Genomic DNA, 19,019 nt, shown 5'->3' on the forward strand with positions numbered 1-19,019 from the left:
CTGGTTGCGATCATTCATTACTATCATTATTTCAGTTAATAAACAAATGATTTTTGACGCTCCCTCATCTCAATACAGAGAGAAAAATCATGGGGAATTTCTATTTTTCATAATGTGTTAATTTAGGTGAAATTGGTGATTCTGTCATATATTATTTAATAGGTTTATTTTTCCTTCGTTTATTAGCTTAAGTACCAGTTCCCCAAATAAGGTGTTAGTCCAGGCAAACCAAGAACGGGTAAATTTCTTCGGATCATTTTTGTCGAAACTTTCATGCATAAAACCGGTATCCCCATCCGTATCCCTAAGCGTTTTTATGCAATACTTGATTTCCGTATCGTTGTCACTGGTCATTGCTTTCATGATTAAGCTCATGGGCCAAATCATATCGTATCCGACATGAGGCCCACCGATGCCTTCCCCTGCTTTACCTTTAAAGAAATAGGGGTTATCATGGCTCCATACAAAATTCCGGGTATTTTGGTATACCGCATTATTTTTGTCTATGCATCCTAAATAAGGTAACGCCAAAAGACTCGGAACATTTGCGTCATCTATGAATAATCGGTTGCCGAAGCCATCTACTTCATATGCATATATTTTCCCGTAATTTAAATGATTGGTAACCGCATAGCTATTGACAGCAGTTTCCACTTCGTTTGCCAAAGCAATACATTGTGAGGCAAATACATTGTTTTTACGTACTTTGGTTAAAATTTCCGCAATTTGTTTGAGAGATGTGACCGCAAATAAATTGGAGGGAATGAGGAAATTGAATGTAGTTGCATCGTCTGATGGCCTAAAAGAAGAAACAATTAATCCTACAGCCCTGACAGGAGCGCCGTAACCATCGTTACTTAGCGTATCTAATTGCCGCGTTGTTTTTCGTTGGAATTTGTACGGTCCTAAGTCCTCTTTCCGTTGTTGTTCCTTAAAAGTTTTAAGAATTAACTCCATCGCTTTTTCCCATTCGGACGTAAATACCGATATGTCGCCGGATAATTTCCAATAATGATAGGCTAAACGTACGGGATAGCAGAGGGAATCTATTTCCCATTTTCTCTCGTGTAATTCGGGTCGCATATTTGTAAGATCCGACATCCATTCGCCGCCGACAGCTCCGTCATTGAAAGCATTGGCATAAGGATCCAGCAAGATACATTGGGTTTGTCTATTAATAACTCCGGCAATCAGCTGTTGTAACTGTTCATCTTTTTGCATTAAGCTGAGGTAAGGCCAAACTTGCGCCGCAGAATCCCTCAGCCACATGGCATGGATATCACCGGTATATACAAAAGTGTCGGGTCTATTGTCCTGTATTTTGAAATGTACAGTCGTATCTAATGTATTAGGGAAACAATTTTCGAACATCCAAGCTAACTTGGGGTCTTTAATTTGTGCAGTGACCCGAATAATGGTCTCTTCTACTATTTTTGATGTGAAGTTTCTCTTTGATAGTTCAGGGCGTTTTGAAATAAATTGATTTCCCTGGGAAATAATATTTTCTCCTCCGGTAATTATCTCTTTATTCCCTAAAGCCATTGCGGCTAAACCTAAGCCGCCTTTCCTTAAAAAATTTCTTCGTGTTATCATGATCTGTTATTGGTTAACTGATATTAATCGTTTCAAAAGCGAAAATAGTGTGAAAATAGACAGGGGGGTGTACGTTTTTATGACATGCTTTTACGTTTTTATGACATGCTGTCCGTGCTGCAAAAAAAATAATATTTCCATCGAAAAAACTTCTTGTAAAGGGTTTATATTTGTCATTGTTTTTGCATTTATTTACTTTATATCAATAGTAATGAAAAATCAAAGATGTTTTATACGCCTATTTCCAATCAAAAAGATATATATTTTTCAGTTGTTCTTTTTTTTGACATTCTCAGTGGGTGCTTATAATTTACGTCAATTATCGAGTAGGGAGGGCTTGTCGAACAGCGCTATTTTATCGATCTGTCAAGACAGTGAAAGGTTCATGTGGATTGGAACTGCCGACGGGTTGAATGTGTATAACGGAGCAGACATAAATATATTTAAGCCTGATATCAATGCCCCCGGAAGTCTTTCCGGCAATCTGATCGAAGGGGTTTGGGAAGGAGAAGAAGGAATCATATGGATCAATACAAACCATGGGCTCAACCGCTATGATAAAAAAACAAAAGAGATAAAATGTTATAATGAATTTGAAGGAAAATATTATTGGACCAAGACATCAACAAATGAAATTTTCGTGATTCATGAGAATAATACAATTAATTATTATGATAAATATAAAAAACAATTTATACCGATCCATTATCCTGGTATAACTAAAAGCGACATACAACGGATTTTTATAGATAAAAAGAATGTACTATGGATTGTAACAAACAAAGGGGAAATTCATAATGCTCTAATTTCATTTAATTCGGGGCATCCGGTTATTACCGCTTTAAATGACTTTGTCCATCATTGCGGCATCCGTTATGCATTTATAGAGAATAACCGCATTTATTTCATTGACGAGGAGTACTTCCTTTTCGAAATGGAGGCGACTTCCCGGAAGAAAAGCCTGATCTTAAATCTGAAGAAAGAAATAGAGCAACGCGGTATTGTTTCTTCCATTATTAAAGATAACGAAGATTACCTGATTGCTTTCCAAACCAACGGGCTATTGAGGCTTCAGAATACACCTGAAAATATAATAAAATACCAAATAAAGGAGATAGAAATTTATTGTGGTGTCTTCTGCTTATATAAAGATGAGAAACAAGATATCATCTGGATAGGGACAGACGGGCAAGGAGTATATATGCATACACGCAATCTGTTTTCCATCCGGTCAGCCACTTTCGAACATTTACAATTCTCCATACAAAAACCGGTTAGGGCTTTGTTGCTGGATAAAGAAAATAATCTATGGGTCGGTACGAAAGATGATGGAATCTTATTGATAGAGAACTATCATGTAGGCGAAGATATTAATGGCAAAAAGACCAGACATATCACGACTTCAAACAGTAGTCTGACTAATAATTCAATTTACGCCTTCGAAAAAAGCCGGCGGAATATCCTTTGGATCGGAGGAGATGGGCCGGGATTGAATTACTATTCCTATAAAGAAAAAAGGATAAAGGAAGTAACTTCCTATGCGAAAACTCCCATCCTGTTTATTCATGCTATTTGCGAAGTGAGTGATTCCGTCCTTTGGTTGGCCTCTGTCGGAGCAGGGGTATATAAAGTTGTTATTTCCGGTACAAATGACGAACCGGTTATCCAATCGATTAAACGGATTACATTCCAAAAAGGAGAGATGTCTTCTAATTATTTTTTTACAGCTTGTCAGGAGAACGACAGTACGCTTTGGTTTGGTAATCGCGGGTACGGTTTACGAAGGTTGAATCTCAAGGATGAAACTTTCGAACAAATCCTATTCCCGCAAAAAGAGATTCGTACCATTAATGATATACTCAGTATATATAAGGATAGCAAAGGAATTCTTTGGGTGGGGACAAGCTTCGGCATTATTAAATTATTGCATTATAATGCAGCAACTCGTAAGATCTCCTTTGTGAACTACAACGAAATCGAAGGGTTACCCAATAACACGATCCACGGCATTTTAGAAGATGACAGGGGATCTTTATGGGTCAGTACAAACGGAGGAATCGTCCGGTTTGATACAAAAACGGGGAAATTCCATGTATTCAATCAAAAAAGTGGATTGGAAGTATTTGAATTTAGTGATGGAGCCTATCTAAAAGATGAAAATACAAGATCTTTGTTTTTCGGAGGGATTAATGGCTTTGTAACTATCTCACCGGACATCTATGTCAAAAAAGAATTTGTTCCGAAGATTTTTTTCACGGGTTTAAAGATTTATGAGAATGAACATAACCTGAACGATTTTATTCGTCGAAAAGAGAATAGGGAATACCTTCGGCTGACTTATGACCAAAACTTCTTTTCTATTTCCTTTGTGGCATTAGATTATATGAATGGACAGAATTGTAAATATTTTTATAACCTGGAAAACTTTAACTCCAAATGGATTGAAAACGGACATTCCAATGTGGTAAACTTCACCAATATTTCTCCCGGAGAATATATTCTTCATGTCAAATGTGATAATGGGGATTCGGTAACAGATGCCTATTCATTAACCATCGTGATTCTTCCGCCTTGGTATATGACCGTTTGGGCTTATATATGTTATGCATTGTTGTTTCTTATTATGGTATATTATTCGATACAATTAGTTAGAAAAAGATACAGGCGCAAACGGGAATACCTTATCGAGAAGGTGCATCAACAGAAAAAAGAGGAGATTTATGAATCTAAACTTCGTTTCTTTACGAATATTACCCACGAATTTTCCACCCCTTTGACCTTAATTTATGGCCCGTGCGATCGTATTCTTTCGTATGAAAAATCCGACGGTTTCATAAAAAAATATACCGGTATGATCATGAAAAATGCCGAACGCCTTAATTCCCTTATTCAGGAATTGATCGAATTCCGGCGGATTGAAACCGGACATAAATTATGTATCATAGAGCGATTGGATATCACCGAATTATCTACTGAAATTGTAGATTCCTTTGCTGAATCTGCAGAAGCAAAGAATATTCATTATCAGTTTGAAATAGAACCTGAACTTTTTTGGAATTCGGATAAAAATTGTTTCACGAAAATTCTTACGAATTTATTATCGAATGCCTTCAAATATACTCCGGATGGAGGGAAAATTGATTTCTACATTCGAAAAAAGGGAGATTATCTGGAGCTTTCGATCTCCAATACCGGACAAGGAATAAAAGAGGAAGACATTCCTTATGTTTTTGACCGTTACCGGGTATTAGAGAATTTTGAAAAACAGACACAAAGAGGATTTTTTTCAAGAAACGGTCTAGGATTAGCGATTTGTCACAATATGGTCAAATTACTGGATGGTGAGATAACAGTCAGGAGCATTCCTGATGAATTCACAAAATTCCGAGTATCGTTCCCTGCCAAGGAGATAAGCAATAAAGCGACGGAGAAAAAAAAGGAGGAGGATGTTCCAAGCATTATGGAATTGTCTCTGAAAAACCGAATGTTGGATTATAATAAATTGGAACTCTCAAAACTGACCGTTTTTGTAATTGACGATGACCCGGAAATGTGCTGGTTCGTCTCCGAAATTTTAAATGAGCGTTATAATGTCATTTCAATTGAAAATCCATTATCCGTGTTTAATCATTTGGAGGAAATGCAACCTCAATTAATTATTTCGGATATCATGATGCCTGAATTAGATGGAATCTCCTTAATGAAGCAAGTAAAAGCGAACCGGCGGACCTCGCATATCCCTTTTATCTTATTATCCGCGAAAAATACTCCCGAGGAACAAACGGAAGGAATTACAGCGGGAGCGGAGGCATACGTAGTGAAACCTTTTAATGTGGAATACCTTCAATCACTCGTTGAACGATTGCTTCAACGTCAAAACGATTTGAAAGATTATTACCGTTCGGCAATTAGCGCCTATGAGTTTGCGGACGGCAAATTCATTCATAAAGAGAATAAGGATTTTTTTGAAAAGATGGTAATGATAATTGATATGAATCTGACCAATCCGGATTTTTCAACAGATCAATTGGCTAAGGAATTAGGATTTAGTCCGCGGCATTTATATAGAAAACTAAAAGATATTACGAATCAAACTCCTGCGAATTTAATCAAGGAATATCGGCTTTCCGTAGTGGAAAAATTATTGATAACCAGCCAGAACTCTGTAGATGAGATCATGTATAAAGCCGGATTTAATAACCGGGGCAATTTTTATCGACTCTTTTCACAGAAATACGGAATGACACCTAAGAAATACCGGGAAGTGAAAATAGAAGAGGGTTTCAAACAAGAATGAAATCCAATTCCTTGGGAAACGGTCGATTTTTTTTAAGTGCATTTGTTCTGAAAATATAAAAGGAGTATTGCGATTGTGTTAAGTTTTTTCGTACCTTTGCAAGGTTTTTACATATACAGACTTTGAGTAAATTTGATTTATATAATGTCGATTTGAAGAAATTCACTCCCGGTATACATGAAATCGAGTATACGTTGGAGAATAAATTCTTCTTGGATATTGACGGACCTGAAGTACAGAAAGGGAAAGTTAAAGTCTATTGTACGGTAAAAAGTACAAACTCTGTGTTTGATATGAAGTTCCGTATTGAAGGGACTGTCATTGTTCCTTGCGACCGTTGTCTCGATGACATGGATATTCCTGTTCAGACGGAGAACCGGCTGGTCGTTAAGTTTGGGAAAGAATACGCAGAAGAGAGTGATGAAATAGTCATCATTCCGGAGGAGGAAGGGGCGATCAATTTAGCTTGGTTTCTCTATGAGTTTGTAGCATTGGCGATCCCAATGAAACATGTACATCCTCCGGGAAAATGCAACAAGGCAATGTCTTCCAAGTTAAAGAAGCATTCGGCTAAAAGCGCGGATGAGGAAGACGACGGACTGGATGAAGAAGAGACGAATACCGATACGGATATTTCCATTGACGATGGGAGTGACGGCGGAGGTGCGGATCCTCGCTGGGATGCCTTGAAGGACTTGATTTGAAAGATTAATAATTAAAATAGAAAGAAAATGGCACATCCTAAAAGAAGACAAGGACATTCCAGAACAGCCAAGAGAAGAACTCATGACAAGGCTGTAGTTCCAACAATGGCCATCTGCCCTAATTGTGGCGCATGGCATATCTATCACACCGTTTGCGGTGAATGTGGATATTATAGAGGTAAATTGGCGATCGTAAAAGAAGCCGCTGTATAAAAAAATAGTTATAGATTTTTACAAATCAAAGAAAAATAGCCCTGATTATTTAGGGCTTTTTTTTACTTTTGGGGAGTGACAAGATCAGAGATTAAATGATATGAGTAATGTAAACGCGGTTATCACCGGGGTCGGCGGCTATGTCCCCGAAGACGTATTGACGAATGACGATATCTCGAAAATGGTTGATACAACGGAAGAATGGATTTTGACGCGGGTGGGAATCAAGGAACGCAGAATCCTTAAAGGAGAAGGAAAAGGTACTTCCTATATGGGAATCCGAGCCGTCCAGGAATTATTGAAAAAAACGGACGTAGATCCGGAATCCATTGAAATGCTTTTGTGTGCAACGACTACCCCGGACTTCGGCTTTCCGACTACGGCTTCCCTGATAGCTTATCATACCGGTTGCAAAAATGCAATGACGTTTGATTTGCAAGGAGCTTGCAGCGGATTCCTTTACGGGTTGGAAACAGCAGCAAACTATATCCGCTCCGGGCGATACAAAAGGGTAATCGTTGTAGCGGGCGATAAAATGACGTCTATCACCGACTATACCGACCGTACGACTTGTCCGCTTTTCGGCGACGGTTGCGGCGCAGTATTGATAGAGCCGACGGCAGAAAACCTGGGGGTAATCGATACTATCCTGAGAACGGACGGTTCCGGCTGCTCTCATTTGCATATGTACGGGGGCGGTTCCGCCTATCCGTCATCGTATGAAACGATCGATAAGCGGATGCATTACGTTTATCAGGAAGGGAAAGCCGTCTTTAAATGCGCCGTGTCCGACATGGCGGATACGGCGGCAGAGATCGTAGAGCGTAATCATTTGACGCATGACGATATCGACTGGGTCGTCCCTCATCAGGCTAACTTGCGCATCATTGATGCTACAGCCAAGCGTTTGGGGATTGATTATGACAAGGTAATGGTTAATATCCAGAGATATGGAAATACCAGCGCCGGTACGATCCCGCTTTGCTTATGGGAGTGGGAAGATAGGTTGAAAAAAGGGGATAATCTGATCCTGGCTGCCTTTGGCGCGGGATTCACTTGGGGAGCCGTTTATTTGAAATGGGGCTATAATGGGGGAACAGCATAAATCGGGATTTGTCAATATTGTCGGTAATCCGAATGTCGGAAAATCCACATTAATGAACCTGTTGGTGGGCGAGCGCATTTCGATTATTACATCGAAAGCGCAGACCACCCGCCACCGGATCATGGGGATTGTCAATACCGATACGATGCAAATCGTGTATTCCGATACACCCGGAGTCTTGCACCCCAACTATAAACTGCAGGAATCCATGCTCAACTTTTCGGAATCGGCATTGGGCGATGCGGATGTATTGCTTTATGTGACCGACGTGGTTGAGACAATCGATAAAAACCAGGAATTCCTCCACCGGGTACAAACGCTGGAGATTCCCGTATTGCTTTTGATTAATAAGATCGACTTGACCGATCAGGCCGGCTTGGCCGACTTGGCTGGCAAGTGGAAAGAGTTGCTTCCCAAAGCGGAGATCTTACCGATTTCGGCTTTGAATAAGTTTAATGTAGATTACGTGAAAAAACGGGTGGAGACATTAATTCCGGAATCTCCGCCTTACTTTGAGAAAGACGCTTTGACAGACCGGCCCGCCCGCTTTTTTGTAACGGAGATCATTCGGGAGAAGATCTTGTTATATTACCAGAAAGAAATTCCTTATGCGGTGGAAGTCGTCGTCGAAATGTTTAAGGAAACCGAAACCGGCATTCACATCAAATCACTGATTATTGTAGAGAGGGATTCGCAGAAAGGGATTATTATCGGACATCAAGGCCAGGCCTTGAAGAAAGTCGGAACAATGGCCCGGAAAGAGATCGAACGTTTCTTTGATAAGAAAGTATTTCTGGAAATGTTTGTTAAAGTAGAAAAGGACTGGCGTAACCGGGATAAGATTCTGAAGAATTTCGGATACCAGTTAGATTAAAAAAACAATTCAGAAAAAACAATTATGGGAAATGTTGTCGCTATAGTCGGGAGACCGAACGTGGGTAAGTCCACGTTGTTTAATCGTCTGACGCAATCGCGCCAGGCAATCGTTAATGAAGAATCGGGTACGACCCGTGACCGGCAGTATGGTAAAGCCGACTGGGGAGGCGTTGCTTTCTCGGTAGTCGATACCGGAGGTTGGGTGGTAAATTCGGACGATGTCTTCGAAGAAGAAATCAACAAACAAGTTAAGGTTGCGATTGAAGAGGCGGATGTGATCCTCTTCGTGGTCGATATTTTAAATGGTGTCACCGACCTGGATGAGGAAGTGGCTGGAATTCTCCGGCGCAGTAAAAAACCATTGGTGGTCGTGGCAAATAAGGCCGATACTTTTGAGATGTATGCCGATTCGGCTGAATTTTATCGGTTAGGCTTGGGAGATCCGTATTGCATTTCGGCGGTCAATGGTTCCGGTACGGGTGATCTACTTGACAAGATCATCACTCTGTTCCCCGATCACAGCGAAGACGAACCGGAGGAGGAATTTCCTCGTATCGCGATTGTCGGGCGGCCCAATGCCGGCAAATCCTCCTTGGTCAATGCCTTCATCGGAGAAGAGCGCAATATTGTGACGGATATCGCCGGTACGACCCGTGATTCCATATATTCCCAATATAATAAGTTCGGGAAGCATTTCTATCTGGTCGATACGGCTGGCATTCGTAAAAAAGGGAAGGTTAACGAAGATTTGGAATACTATTCCGTGATTCGTTCCATCCGTGCGATCGAAAATTCCGATGTCTGCATCCTGATGATCGATGCGACCCGAGGGGTGGAAAGCCAGGACTTGAACATCTTTTCCATTATACAGAAGAATAAAAAAGGGCTGGTCGTTTGCGTGAATAAATGGGATTTGCTTGAAGATAAGAGCCAACAGGTGATCAACAGCTATACTTCAGCCATTCATGGTCGTTTTGCACCGTTTGTCGATTTTCCAATTTTGTTCATTTCGGCGCAGACCAAACAGCGTATCATGAAGGTGTTGGAGACAGTGGAAGAAGTCTACGCCAACCGGAAGAAACGGATTCCTACCAACAAGTTGAATGAGGTTATGCTTCCTGTGATTGAGAATTATCCGCCGCCGGCCTGGAAAGGAAAATACATTAAAATCAAATATGTCACGCAGATACCGAACGTGAGTATTCCGACTTTCGTCTTTTTCTGTAATCTGCCGCAATGGGTAAAGGATCCCTATAAACGTTTTCTGGAAAATAAGATCCGTGAGAATTGGGATTTCACCGGCACGCCGATTAACATCAATATCCGGGAGAAATAACTCAAGGGACGCATTATATTACGATTAATCAACCTTGACAGTCGGCTTCAAAAAATCATTTTTTCTTATTTTCCTTATATATTGACCCTTGTCGGCATCGTCAATGACGATCGTTACCGAGTCATTCCATTGTTGGAGAGAGGCAAGAGAGGAAATATCACACGAGACGGTGCGGCTGATATTTCCTACTTTCGACCAACCGTCGGGTATGTGTGGATTATAGCAAAGTTGCAACCGCAAAGTATCGGGATCTTGTTTTGCAGCATCGTATACGATATTTACTTCGCCATAGATATTTTCTTCCTTTTCTTTAATTACAGTAGCAAATCTGGCATTTATATCGAAGTAGCCATTAGATGGATAATCCACCGACAAGAATGAAGGAACAAAGCAACTATCCTTATCGGTAATGTGTTTAGCCTCGGCCTCTTTTTGAGTGATGGGATGAATCACGTCATATTCTTGAGAAGCATAGACATGGGCATTGTCGATATATTTTAGACCGTTGGGCGCTGTTGTCCAATCGTTCTCCATATAATTGAAAGAAAAGTAGCCTCTTTCTTTATCCGCGAGTTCCCGGCTATATGAAATGACTAACCCGCCATGATCCAAATAGCAATAGTAGCCATTCTCTGAATCACCGACAATTGTAGCATCACTCATAAAACCTCTGGAGCCATCGTCTTCCATCTCATTACAACCGGTATAGGTGAATATGCAAGCGAATAAAGCGATACATGATATTAATTTCTTCATAACTCTATTACTTTTGATTATATTTATCATATTTATTTTGATTTACAACAAACTATTGATTTGAAAAAAAATAGCAGTTTCTACCTTTCGATAATCCGGTTATAGTGGCAAACGAGCAGATTACTATTGTCATCGTATAAATGCATGCCGTTTCCTTCGCAGTAACGGAACATCTTACAGTCGGCGCATTTTCCCTTACGTGCCCATGCCCGGTTACGATATTTCTCAAAACCATGATTCCAAACATCTATAAAATGGTCCCGGTAGATGTTTCCCTGATGAAAGTTTGCCCGGATACTGGGACAACCGGAGATGGCACCGTCTGCCAGTATGGAGGCGGTGTCAATACCTGCATTGCATTGGAAAAAATGATCGCGGACTTCCATCTCATAACCTCCTAAGAAGCCTTCGCAACCATAGTCTAACCGGATACGTCCTTCGCGGCGAGTGTCACGAATAAAATCGAGTACACGCGTAAATTCTTCGTCATTTAATTGAAATTCGGGATGTTGCGCCGCCCGGCCTACCGGAAAAATGGTAAAGATACGCCATCTTTTGACCCCTGTCTGCAGAAGGAATTCTTTGAACTCCTTCAGTTCATTTATGTTTTTACGATTCACACAAGTGACGACATCCCAGACGATTTCTTTCTCTTCAGCCAGCATGCGGATGGCATGGACTGCATTCTCAAAACTTTTCGGATGTCCCCGCATCCAGTTATGTACTTCTTCGAAGCCGTCCAGGCTAATGGTTGCCGCATGCAAGCCGGACGCCAAAAGGGAATCCAGACGCTTGCGGGTCATATACATGCCATTCGAGACAACTCCCCAGGGAAATCCCCGCTTATATAGTTCCAGGCCGCAGACTTCCAGGTCTTTTCTCGATAATGCTTCGCCACCGGTGAAGACCACCATTACCTTGTTCGGTTCGACATGCGGAGTAATCTCATCTACTACTTTAAGGAAGTCCTCCACCGGCATGTCCGGTTGATTAGCCATGACACGGCAGTCGCTTCCACAGTGTTTGCAGGAGAGGTTACATCGCAAGGTGCATTCCCAGAAGAGCGTATGTAAGTCATGTATCTTCGTCCGGTTCTTCCGAATCCGTCTGAATAGTTCCAGCGCAACCTTTTTTTTGAAGGTCAATGTTTTATTCATCAGTCTTTTTTTCTCCGAGTTTAACAGTCGGAGCTGTTTTTTCTACTTTCCCTCTATACCAACCGTCTCCTCCGGAGAAATCTTTCCCGGTTATATTGAATTTTATGGAGTCGGTAGCATAGGTTGCATCGTTTTTTTCTTCGACGCCATTGGCGATGACGGTCATGTCAAGTTCTGAAGGGAAATCTGTCCGTTGTTGGATATATTCTCCTTGCTGATCGGTATAGACGGTATCGGTATACAGATGATAATTATCTAGGATGACTCCATCTTTTTTTGTGAATTCGGCACGGACAATTACCGGAATGCCGATAAGAGGATTCTCTTTTTCTCCGACAACTTTTCCTTTGATAACATATTCGGCATAGGGAGTGCCGTATTCGTCTGCGCTCGTATTCTTACAATTAGGAAAACCTAATAAGGTAAGTATCCCTAATAGCATCCAATTCATTCCCTTAATAAGCGTTTGGCTAAACTTTTTCATAATTACTGTCTATTTTTATTCATTGATTGTCTTTTTGGATAATCGGATCACGTAATTCTTTTTGACCAGTTCTTCTTGCAATTCTTCGTTAGAGATAATAATTTCTGTCGTATCCGTTTTGAAATCTCCGCCGTTCAATTCCCCGTCCGTATCCTTCGCTATCAATTCAAACGCTACGCCCCCCTGCGTTACGGCCCTATATTTCCGTTTGAATTCCCCTTTTTTATCGTTCCGGAATTCATCGAAGGGCAGAGAACCTGATTGTTGGCTTTTCGCCTCAAATTGCAGGTGGGGGACAGGGGTGCCGTTTTCATCGACCACTCGTCCGCGTAAAATAATATCGGCCTTGAATGTTGTAGGTATGGTTCCGTACATTAACATAAAGCCACTATCGATATAAGCATCCACTTTTAAATCTTCATCTTCGTCGTCATCCGAACAGGCAGAGAAGCCAAGTAAGGAAATGATGCCGGCCAACGCCCAGTTGGTTCCTTTAATGAGTTTTCGATGTATTTTTTTCATAAGAGTAAAATTAGAAATTAATCTTTATAAATAGATGAGAGAAAGACGATAAATGCTGCATCGTTTATTGTGTTTTTATAAGATTTTCACTACTGTCTGATTAAAAGTATAGAATAAAAAAGAAAAAGAAGATTCCTTCAAAAATTCATAGTTATGACTGTGTCCGTTCATAGTTATGACTGTATTCGTTCATAGTTATGACTGCGTTCATTCATAGGTATGAATTTTTAGCGGGTAAGCGATGGCTTTTGAATGTTTTCCGGGCTGCCGGGACTTGCAGAATGTAGGATATTGCGTAACTTGCGGTCCTTTAATAAACATGAATGAAATAATATGAAGGATTTCCTACGGATACTGAGCCGTTTTGTGCCTCCTTATAAGAAAAGCCTGGCCCTGGCGGTGTTGTTTAATATTCTATCCGCGATCTTGAATGTGTTCTCTTTCACTCTGATCATCCCTATCCTGATGATTCTGTTTAATATCAGTGAGGCGGTTTACACCTTTATCCCTTGGGATTCCGGAGAGAGCCTGAAGGATCTGGTCATTAATAATTTCTATTATTATATCTCGGAGATCGTCCGGTATTACGGGCCGAGTACTGCCTTGCTGATTCTGGGACTGTTCTTGGTCGTCATGACTTTTTTGAAGACGGCGACTTATTTCTTTTCTTCGGCGACCATGATTCCGATTCGCACCGGAGTGGTACGCGACTTGCGGGTACAGATATACCATAAGATACTTAGCCTGCCCCTTTCTTTTTTCTCCGAACAACGGAAAGGAGATATTATCGCCCGGATGAGCGGGGATGTGAACGAGGTGGAGAACTCGATCATGAGTTCTCTGGATATGCTGTTTAAGAATCCTATCCTGATCCTGATTTATTTTATAACACTCCTGATGATCAGTTGGGAGTTGACGCTATTCACCATCGTGATTGTGCCCGGAATGGGGTGGTTTATGGGATTTGTAGGGCGTAAACTGAAACGCCGGTCCCTGGAGGCGCAGGAAAAATGGAGCGACTTGATGTCCCAATTGGAAGAGACCTTAGGAGGGCTGCGGGTAATCAAGGCATTTAACGCCCAAAGAGGGATGAGAGAACGCTTCGATCGGAGTGCGAACGATTACCGTACCATTATCGGACGGGTAAATACCCGCCAGCAGATGGCTCATCCGATGAGTGAGTTCCTGGGAACGGCACTTATCGTCATTGTGCTCTGGTTCGGAGGTACGTTGGTCTTGCGACACCAGTCAGGTATCGACGCTCCCACCTTTATTTATTATATCGTCATCCTTTACAGCATTATCAATCCCCTGAAGGAATTTTCCAAAGCGAGTTATAATATTCCGAAGGGACTGGCTTCCATGGAGCGGATCGATCGTATCCTGATGGCGGAGAATAACATGAAGGAGGCGGAACATCCGGTTGAACCGAAAGGTTTGCAGGAGAAGATCGAATACCGGAATGTCTCCTTCCGGTACGAAACGAGGGAAGTCCTGAAAAACGTCAGCCTGGACATTCCCCGGGGGAAAACCATTGCGTTGGTCGGGCAGTCCGGTTCCGGAAAATCTACATTGGTCGACCTCTTGCCCCGATTCTACGATGTCCAGGAAGGAGAAATTCTGATCGATGGGGTCAATGTCAGGGATTTTAGGACAAAAGATCTCCGGAGCATGATCGGATATGTCAACCAGGAAGCCATCCTGTTCAATGACACCTTCTTCAATAATATTGCTTTCGGATCGGAAGGAGCCACCCCGGAGCAAGTGCAGGAGGCGGCGCGTATTGCGAATGCACATGATTTTATCATGGAAACGGAACAAGGATACGATACGATGATCGGCGACCGCGGAGGCAAGCTCTCCGGCGGGCAGCGGCAGCGGATTAGTATTGCCCGCGCCGTTTTGAAGAATCCGGCCATTCTGATACTGGATGAGGCGACTTCGGCGCTGGACACTGAGTCGGAGCATATGGTACAGGATGCCCTCGAAAAGCTGATGAAGAGCCGTACCACAATTGCCATCGCCCATCGCCTGTCCACTATCAAGAATGCGGATGAGATCTGTGTGCTCCACGAAGGTGAAATCGTGGAACGCGGCAGACATGATGAGCTTTATGCTTTGAATGGTTACTATAAACGGCTTTGCGACATGCAGAGTTTTTAAAAAGAGATGATTTATAACTATGTACGAAAAAAGTAAAGTTTATTTAGACGAGTTTGCTAAATATGTTGTCATGCAGCCTTTCCCTTTTGTGGTAGACCTGAAGCATTCCCATGGCATGTGGATTCATACAATCGACGGGGAGGAGTTGTTTGATTGGTGCGGTTATTACGGTTCGAGGCTCATAGGACATAATCATCCGAAAATGTTTGAGTCCGATTATATTGAGAAACTCATTTTTGCCGCCAACAATAAGATGGCTAATCCCGACTTCCTGACTCCGGAATGCGTAGAATATTACCGTAAGATCTATGCGTTGGCGCCTTTATGTATGAAGAATCCGAAGCTGGAGATTTATGCCGTAAATTCGGGAGCGGAAGCCATTGAAAACCTGCTGAAATACTTTATCAATCTGTATGACGCCAGGATGAAAGAGAAAAATAAACCTATTGGCGTGAAACGGATGATCTATTTCGATCAGGCTTTTCACGGACGGACCATTTTCACGCTCAATATAACGAATCTCTCGCATGTACCCATCATCAACCGTAATTTCGAACACATGACGGTCGATAATATCAAGGTGCCCTTCCCCGCGATCGATAATGACAAGACCGAAGCCGAAAACAATCAAGTTGTAAACGACTGTTTGCAGATTCTGCGTAAAGAGATAGAGTCTGCTCCCGATGAGATTGTGGGTATCATTGTGGAGCCGATCCAAGGAGCAGGGGGCCATCGCTCTACTTATCCTTTTTTCTTTCAGGAATTGAGTAAGATTGCCCATGAATTTGAGATTAGCCTGGGCTTTGATGAAGTACAGACAGCAGGGGGCCAGACCGGCTCTTTCTTTGCGGTAGACAGCTATGATTTGCCCTATCCGCCGCAAGCCATTGCGACCGGTAAAAAGTTGGCTAACGGGGTTGTCTATATGCTTTATCCGATGGAAGACAAGGGAATCCTCGATTCAACCTGGGGCGGTAATCTTGCTGATATGGTCCGTTTTTGCCAGGAAATGAAAGTCCTTGAAGAGGGGCATCTTATGGAGCACGTACCACAGAAAACAACGATTCTGCTCGATGGCTTGAATGCGCTTAAAGATAAGCATCCGGATAAAATAAGGAATGTCCGGGGGATGGGCCTTTATCAGGGCTTTTCGTTAGTCAATCCCCAAAATCTGGCAAAACTGGTTGAGTATGCCCAGGATGAAGAAAAGTTGATCTTATTGGAAGCTGGCACCGATAGCATCCGTTTACGCCCGACCATGGATGTCACCGTTGAAGAAATTCGACTGATGCTGGATATTCTGGACCGGTGCCTGGCTGCACTGGATTGAATTTATTAATCGGAGTCAATTGTTTGTAAGTGTTTTACAGAGATATTTAGGTATGGCAAAGTTTAATCTGTATCTTATTATTATCCTTTTATTGACTGGCTGTGAGCTACCTGAAGTCAATAAAGCGAAAACGCTTTCCTATTATTTTGATCACCCGGCGGCTGCATGGGAGGAATCCGTCCCGTTGGGCAATGGGCGTCTGGGAATGATGTCCGACGGAGGAATCCGGAAAGAAAAGATCGTATTAAATGAAATTTCCATGTGGTCGGGGGGGCCGCAAGATGCAGATAATCCCAGCGCCTCCTGGTATCTTCCCCGTATCCGAAGCTTGCTCTTTGAAGGAAAAAACGAAGAGGCGCAGGAACTTATGTACCAAACCTTTGTTTGCAAGGGAGCAGGAAGCGCCCTCGGAAATGCGGCGGACGCCCCTTATGGTTGTTATCAATTGCTTGGAAATCTTCTGATCGATTATCATTATCCCGATGAACGGGCTTCGACCTACGCTTACCGCAGGGATTTGAATCTGCAGGAGGCCCTCTCTTCGGTTACTTTTAGGCGTGGAGCGGTTACCTATCTGCGTGAAGCATTTACTTCTTTTTCCTCGGATTTAGGTGTCGTCTACCTGACGGCGGATTTGGACCGGATGCTGAACTTTTCCGTCGGAATGAACCGTCCGGAGCGGTATGCGGTATCGGTCGAAGGCAAGGATCTGCTGATGCAGGGGCAATTGAATAATGGGGTAGACGGCAATGGCATCCGCTATGGTGCACGCCTCCGCATCTTACTCCCGAAAGGCGGAGAGTTGGTTCCGGGTGATAGCACCCTGACGGTCCGGAATGCTTCCGAGGCGATTCTCCTGGTCAGTATGGGGACCGATTATTTTGGCGGCAGTGTAAATGAAAAGATCGGCGCGCTGTTAATGGCCGCCCAACGGAAAAGCTATTATGTGTTGAAACGTGAACATATTGCCGCCTATCAGAGACTGTTCAACCGGGTCGATGTGGACTTCGGGCAGACTGACCAGGTGGACAGGCCGATCAACGAACGGCTACATGCTATCCGGGAGCACAAGGAAGATCCTGCCCTGATGGCCTTGTATTTCCAGTTCGGCCGTTACCTGCTGATTTCTTCTACCCGCCCGGGCCTGTTGCCTCCCAACCTGCAAGGGTTATGGTGCAATACCGTCCAAACTCCCTGGAACGGCGATTACCATCTGAATATTAATTTGCAAATGAACCTTTGGCCGGCGGAAGTCGGGAACCTCCCGGAGCTGCACCTTCCACTGGTCGAATGGGTGAAAAAACAGGTTCCGAGCGGAGAGCGCACAGCCAAGGCTTTCTATAATGCCCGGGGTTGGGTGACGCATATACTCGGCAATGTCTGGCAGTTTACCGCTCCCGGCGAGCATCCTTCCTGGGGAGCGACAAATACGTCGGCCGCCTGGCTTTGCCAGCATCTGTATACACATTTCCAATACAACCGGGATACAACCTACCTGAAGGAAATTTATCCTGTCCTGAAGGGAGCGGCCCTCTTTTTTACCGACTTGTTGGTGGAGGATCCGCGTAGCCATTATCTGGTGACGGCGCCGACGACCTCTCCCGAGAATGCTTATCTGACCCCTTCTGGAGCGACCGTCAGCGTATGCGCCGGCTCTACGATGGATAACCAGATCGTGCGGGAACTGTTTACGAATACGATGGAAGCGGCCGCCGCCTTGCAGGTGGATTCGGCTTTCGTGCGGGAACTGGCTGCCAAGCGAAGCCGGCTGATGCCCACCACCATCGGTGCGGACGGGCGCATTATGGAGTGGTTGGAGCCTTTTCCGGAAGCCGATCCCAAGCACCGCCATGTCTCCCATCTGTACGGCCTTTACCCTGGCAACGAAATTTCGCCGGAACAAACTCCCGAATTGGTCGCTGCGGCCCGCAAGACGCTGGAGGTACGGGGTGACCAAAGCACTGGCTGGTCAATGGCGTGGAAGGTTAATTTCTGGGCGCGGCTGCATGACGGCGAGCATGCATACAGACTATTGAAAGCCTTATTGCATCCGACCGATGCCGTTAAAATGGATATGGGCAAGGGAGGCGGCACCTATCCGAATCTCTTTTGTGCACATCCTCCCTTTCAGATTGACGGCAATTTCGGAGGATGCGCCGGCATCGCCGAAATGTTGATTCAGAGCCAAAGCGGTTTCGTCGAATACCTTCCGGCGTTACCCGAAGCTTGGAAGACCGGCAGTTTCACCGGCTTGCGGGTCCGGGGAGGAGGAGTCGCTGCTGCAAAATGGCGGGACGGATTGTTGACTTTTGCCGCTCTAAAAGCGGAAACGAATGGGACGTTCCGGATCAAGTTGCCTCCCAATTCCGAGCGCCTGAGCCTGCGGATGAATCAAAAGCCGGTCTCTTTGCCAGTCATCGGGGGAAGCCTATCCGTTTCAATGCATTCCGGGGATGAGATCAGCCTCTTCTTTGAATGATAAA

The 19,019-nt window shown here is 43.4% G+C and carries 14 protein-coding genes; 9 read left to right on the plus strand and 5 right to left on the minus strand.

Features of this window, described 5'->3' with window-relative positions; translation table 11 throughout:
• Positions 1 to 144 precede the first annotated feature (144 nt).
• Positions 145 to 1,593 (minus strand): glycoside hydrolase family 125 protein, encoded by a 1,449-nt coding sequence (locus BQ8014_RS04080; RefSeq protein ID WP_080903247.1) that lies wholly within the window; start codon positions 1,591 to 1,593, stop codon positions 145 to 147.
• Positions 1,594 to 1,804: 211 nt separating this feature from the next.
• On the opposite strand from BQ8014_RS04080, the gene BQ8014_RS04085 reads away from it, so the two are divergent.
• The 6 genes from BQ8014_RS04085 to der all read left to right on the plus strand — a co-directional run bounded on the left by BQ8014_RS04085 (position 1,805) and on the right by der (position 10,124).
• Positions 1,805 to 5,890, plus strand: coding sequence for a hybrid sensor histidine kinase/response regulator transcription factor (locus tag BQ8014_RS04085; RefSeq protein ID WP_255376297.1), 4,086 nt, complete (start codon positions 1,805 to 1,807; stop codon positions 5,888 to 5,890).
• A gap of 122 nt (positions 5,891 to 6,012) precedes the next feature.
• Positions 6,013 to 6,594, plus strand: coding sequence for a YceD family protein (locus tag BQ8014_RS04090; protein ID WP_080903249.1), 582 nt, complete (start codon positions 6,013 to 6,015; stop codon positions 6,592 to 6,594).
• A gap of 27 nt (positions 6,595 to 6,621) precedes the next feature.
• Positions 6,622 to 6,807 carry a 50S ribosomal protein L32 gene (gene rpmF / locus BQ8014_RS04095; protein ID WP_080903250.1) on the plus strand — a complete coding sequence of 62 codons (186 nt, stop codon included), beginning with the start codon at positions 6,622 to 6,624 and terminating at the stop codon, positions 6,805 to 6,807.
• 100 nt (positions 6,808 to 6,907) lie between these two features.
• Complete coding sequence (locus tag BQ8014_RS04100; RefSeq protein ID WP_080903251.1) at positions 6,908 to 7,912, plus strand: beta-ketoacyl-ACP synthase III; 1,005 nt, start codon at positions 6,908 to 6,910, stop codon at positions 7,910 to 7,912.
• Positions 7,896 to 8,786: a GTPase Era gene (era, locus tag BQ8014_RS04105; RefSeq protein ID WP_080903252.1), complete on the plus strand. Its 891-nt coding sequence runs from the start codon at positions 7,896 to 7,898 to the stop codon at positions 8,784 to 8,786. The genes BQ8014_RS04100 and era overlap by 17 nt, the downstream gene beginning before the upstream one ends.
• A gap of 24 nt (positions 8,787 to 8,810) precedes the next feature.
• Positions 8,811 to 10,124 carry a ribosome biogenesis GTPase Der gene (gene der, locus BQ8014_RS04110; protein ID WP_080903253.1) on the plus strand — a complete coding sequence of 438 codons (1,314 nt, stop codon included), beginning with the start codon at positions 8,811 to 8,813 and terminating at the stop codon, positions 10,122 to 10,124.
• Between the two features lie 24 nt (positions 10,125 to 10,148).
• Here der and BQ8014_RS04115 read toward each other — a convergent pair whose 3' ends face one another.
• The 4 genes from BQ8014_RS04115 to BQ8014_RS04130 form a co-directional block, all read right to left on the minus strand.
• Entirely contained in the window at positions 10,149 to 10,880 is a 732-nt protein-coding gene (locus BQ8014_RS04115; RefSeq protein WP_080905806.1) for a hypothetical protein, read from the minus strand.
• Positions 10,881 to 10,960: 80 nt separating this feature from the next.
• A complete protein-coding gene (locus BQ8014_RS04120; RefSeq protein ID WP_080903254.1) occupies positions 10,961 to 12,037 on the minus strand; it encodes a TIGR04133 family radical SAM/SPASM protein in 1,077 nt (358 codons plus the stop codon).
• Positions 12,030 to 12,521, minus strand: coding sequence for a radical SAM-associated putative lipoprotein (locus tag BQ8014_RS04125; protein WP_080903255.1), 492 nt, complete (start codon positions 12,519 to 12,521; stop codon positions 12,030 to 12,032). The genes BQ8014_RS04120 and BQ8014_RS04125 overlap by 8 nt, the downstream gene beginning before the upstream one ends.
• Before the next feature lie 15 nt (positions 12,522 to 12,536).
• On the minus strand, positions 12,537 to 13,043 hold the full coding sequence (locus BQ8014_RS04130; RefSeq protein WP_080903256.1) for a radical SAM-associated putative lipoprotein: 507 nt from the start codon (positions 13,041 to 13,043) through the stop codon (positions 12,537 to 12,539).
• 333 nt (positions 13,044 to 13,376) lie between these two features.
• On the opposite strand from BQ8014_RS04130, the gene BQ8014_RS04135 reads away from it, so the two are divergent.
• From BQ8014_RS04135 to BQ8014_RS04145, 3 genes are read left to right on the plus strand one after another with little or no spacing between them, the layout of a single operon-like run.
• Positions 13,377 to 15,206, plus strand: coding sequence for an ABC transporter ATP-binding protein (locus BQ8014_RS04135; RefSeq protein WP_080903257.1), 1,830 nt, complete (start codon positions 13,377 to 13,379; stop codon positions 15,204 to 15,206).
• Positions 15,207 to 15,225: 19 nt separating this feature from the next.
• Positions 15,226 to 16,536, plus strand: coding sequence for an aspartate aminotransferase family protein (locus BQ8014_RS04140; RefSeq protein WP_080903258.1), 1,311 nt, complete (start codon positions 15,226 to 15,228; stop codon positions 16,534 to 16,536).
• A 52-nt stretch (positions 16,537 to 16,588) separates the two neighbouring features.
• The gene (locus BQ8014_RS04145) at positions 16,589 to 19,015 is read left to right on the plus strand and encodes a glycoside hydrolase family 95 protein (RefSeq protein ID WP_080903259.1); all 2,427 of its coding nucleotides are present in this window, start codon (positions 16,589 to 16,591) and stop codon (positions 19,013 to 19,015) included.
• Positions 19,016 to 19,019: the final 4 nt, after the last annotated feature.

Source organism: Parabacteroides sp. Marseille-P3160 (genome assembly GCF_900162725.1).
Lineage (GTDB): Bacteria > Bacteroidota > Bacteroidia > Bacteroidales > Tannerellaceae > Marseille-P3160.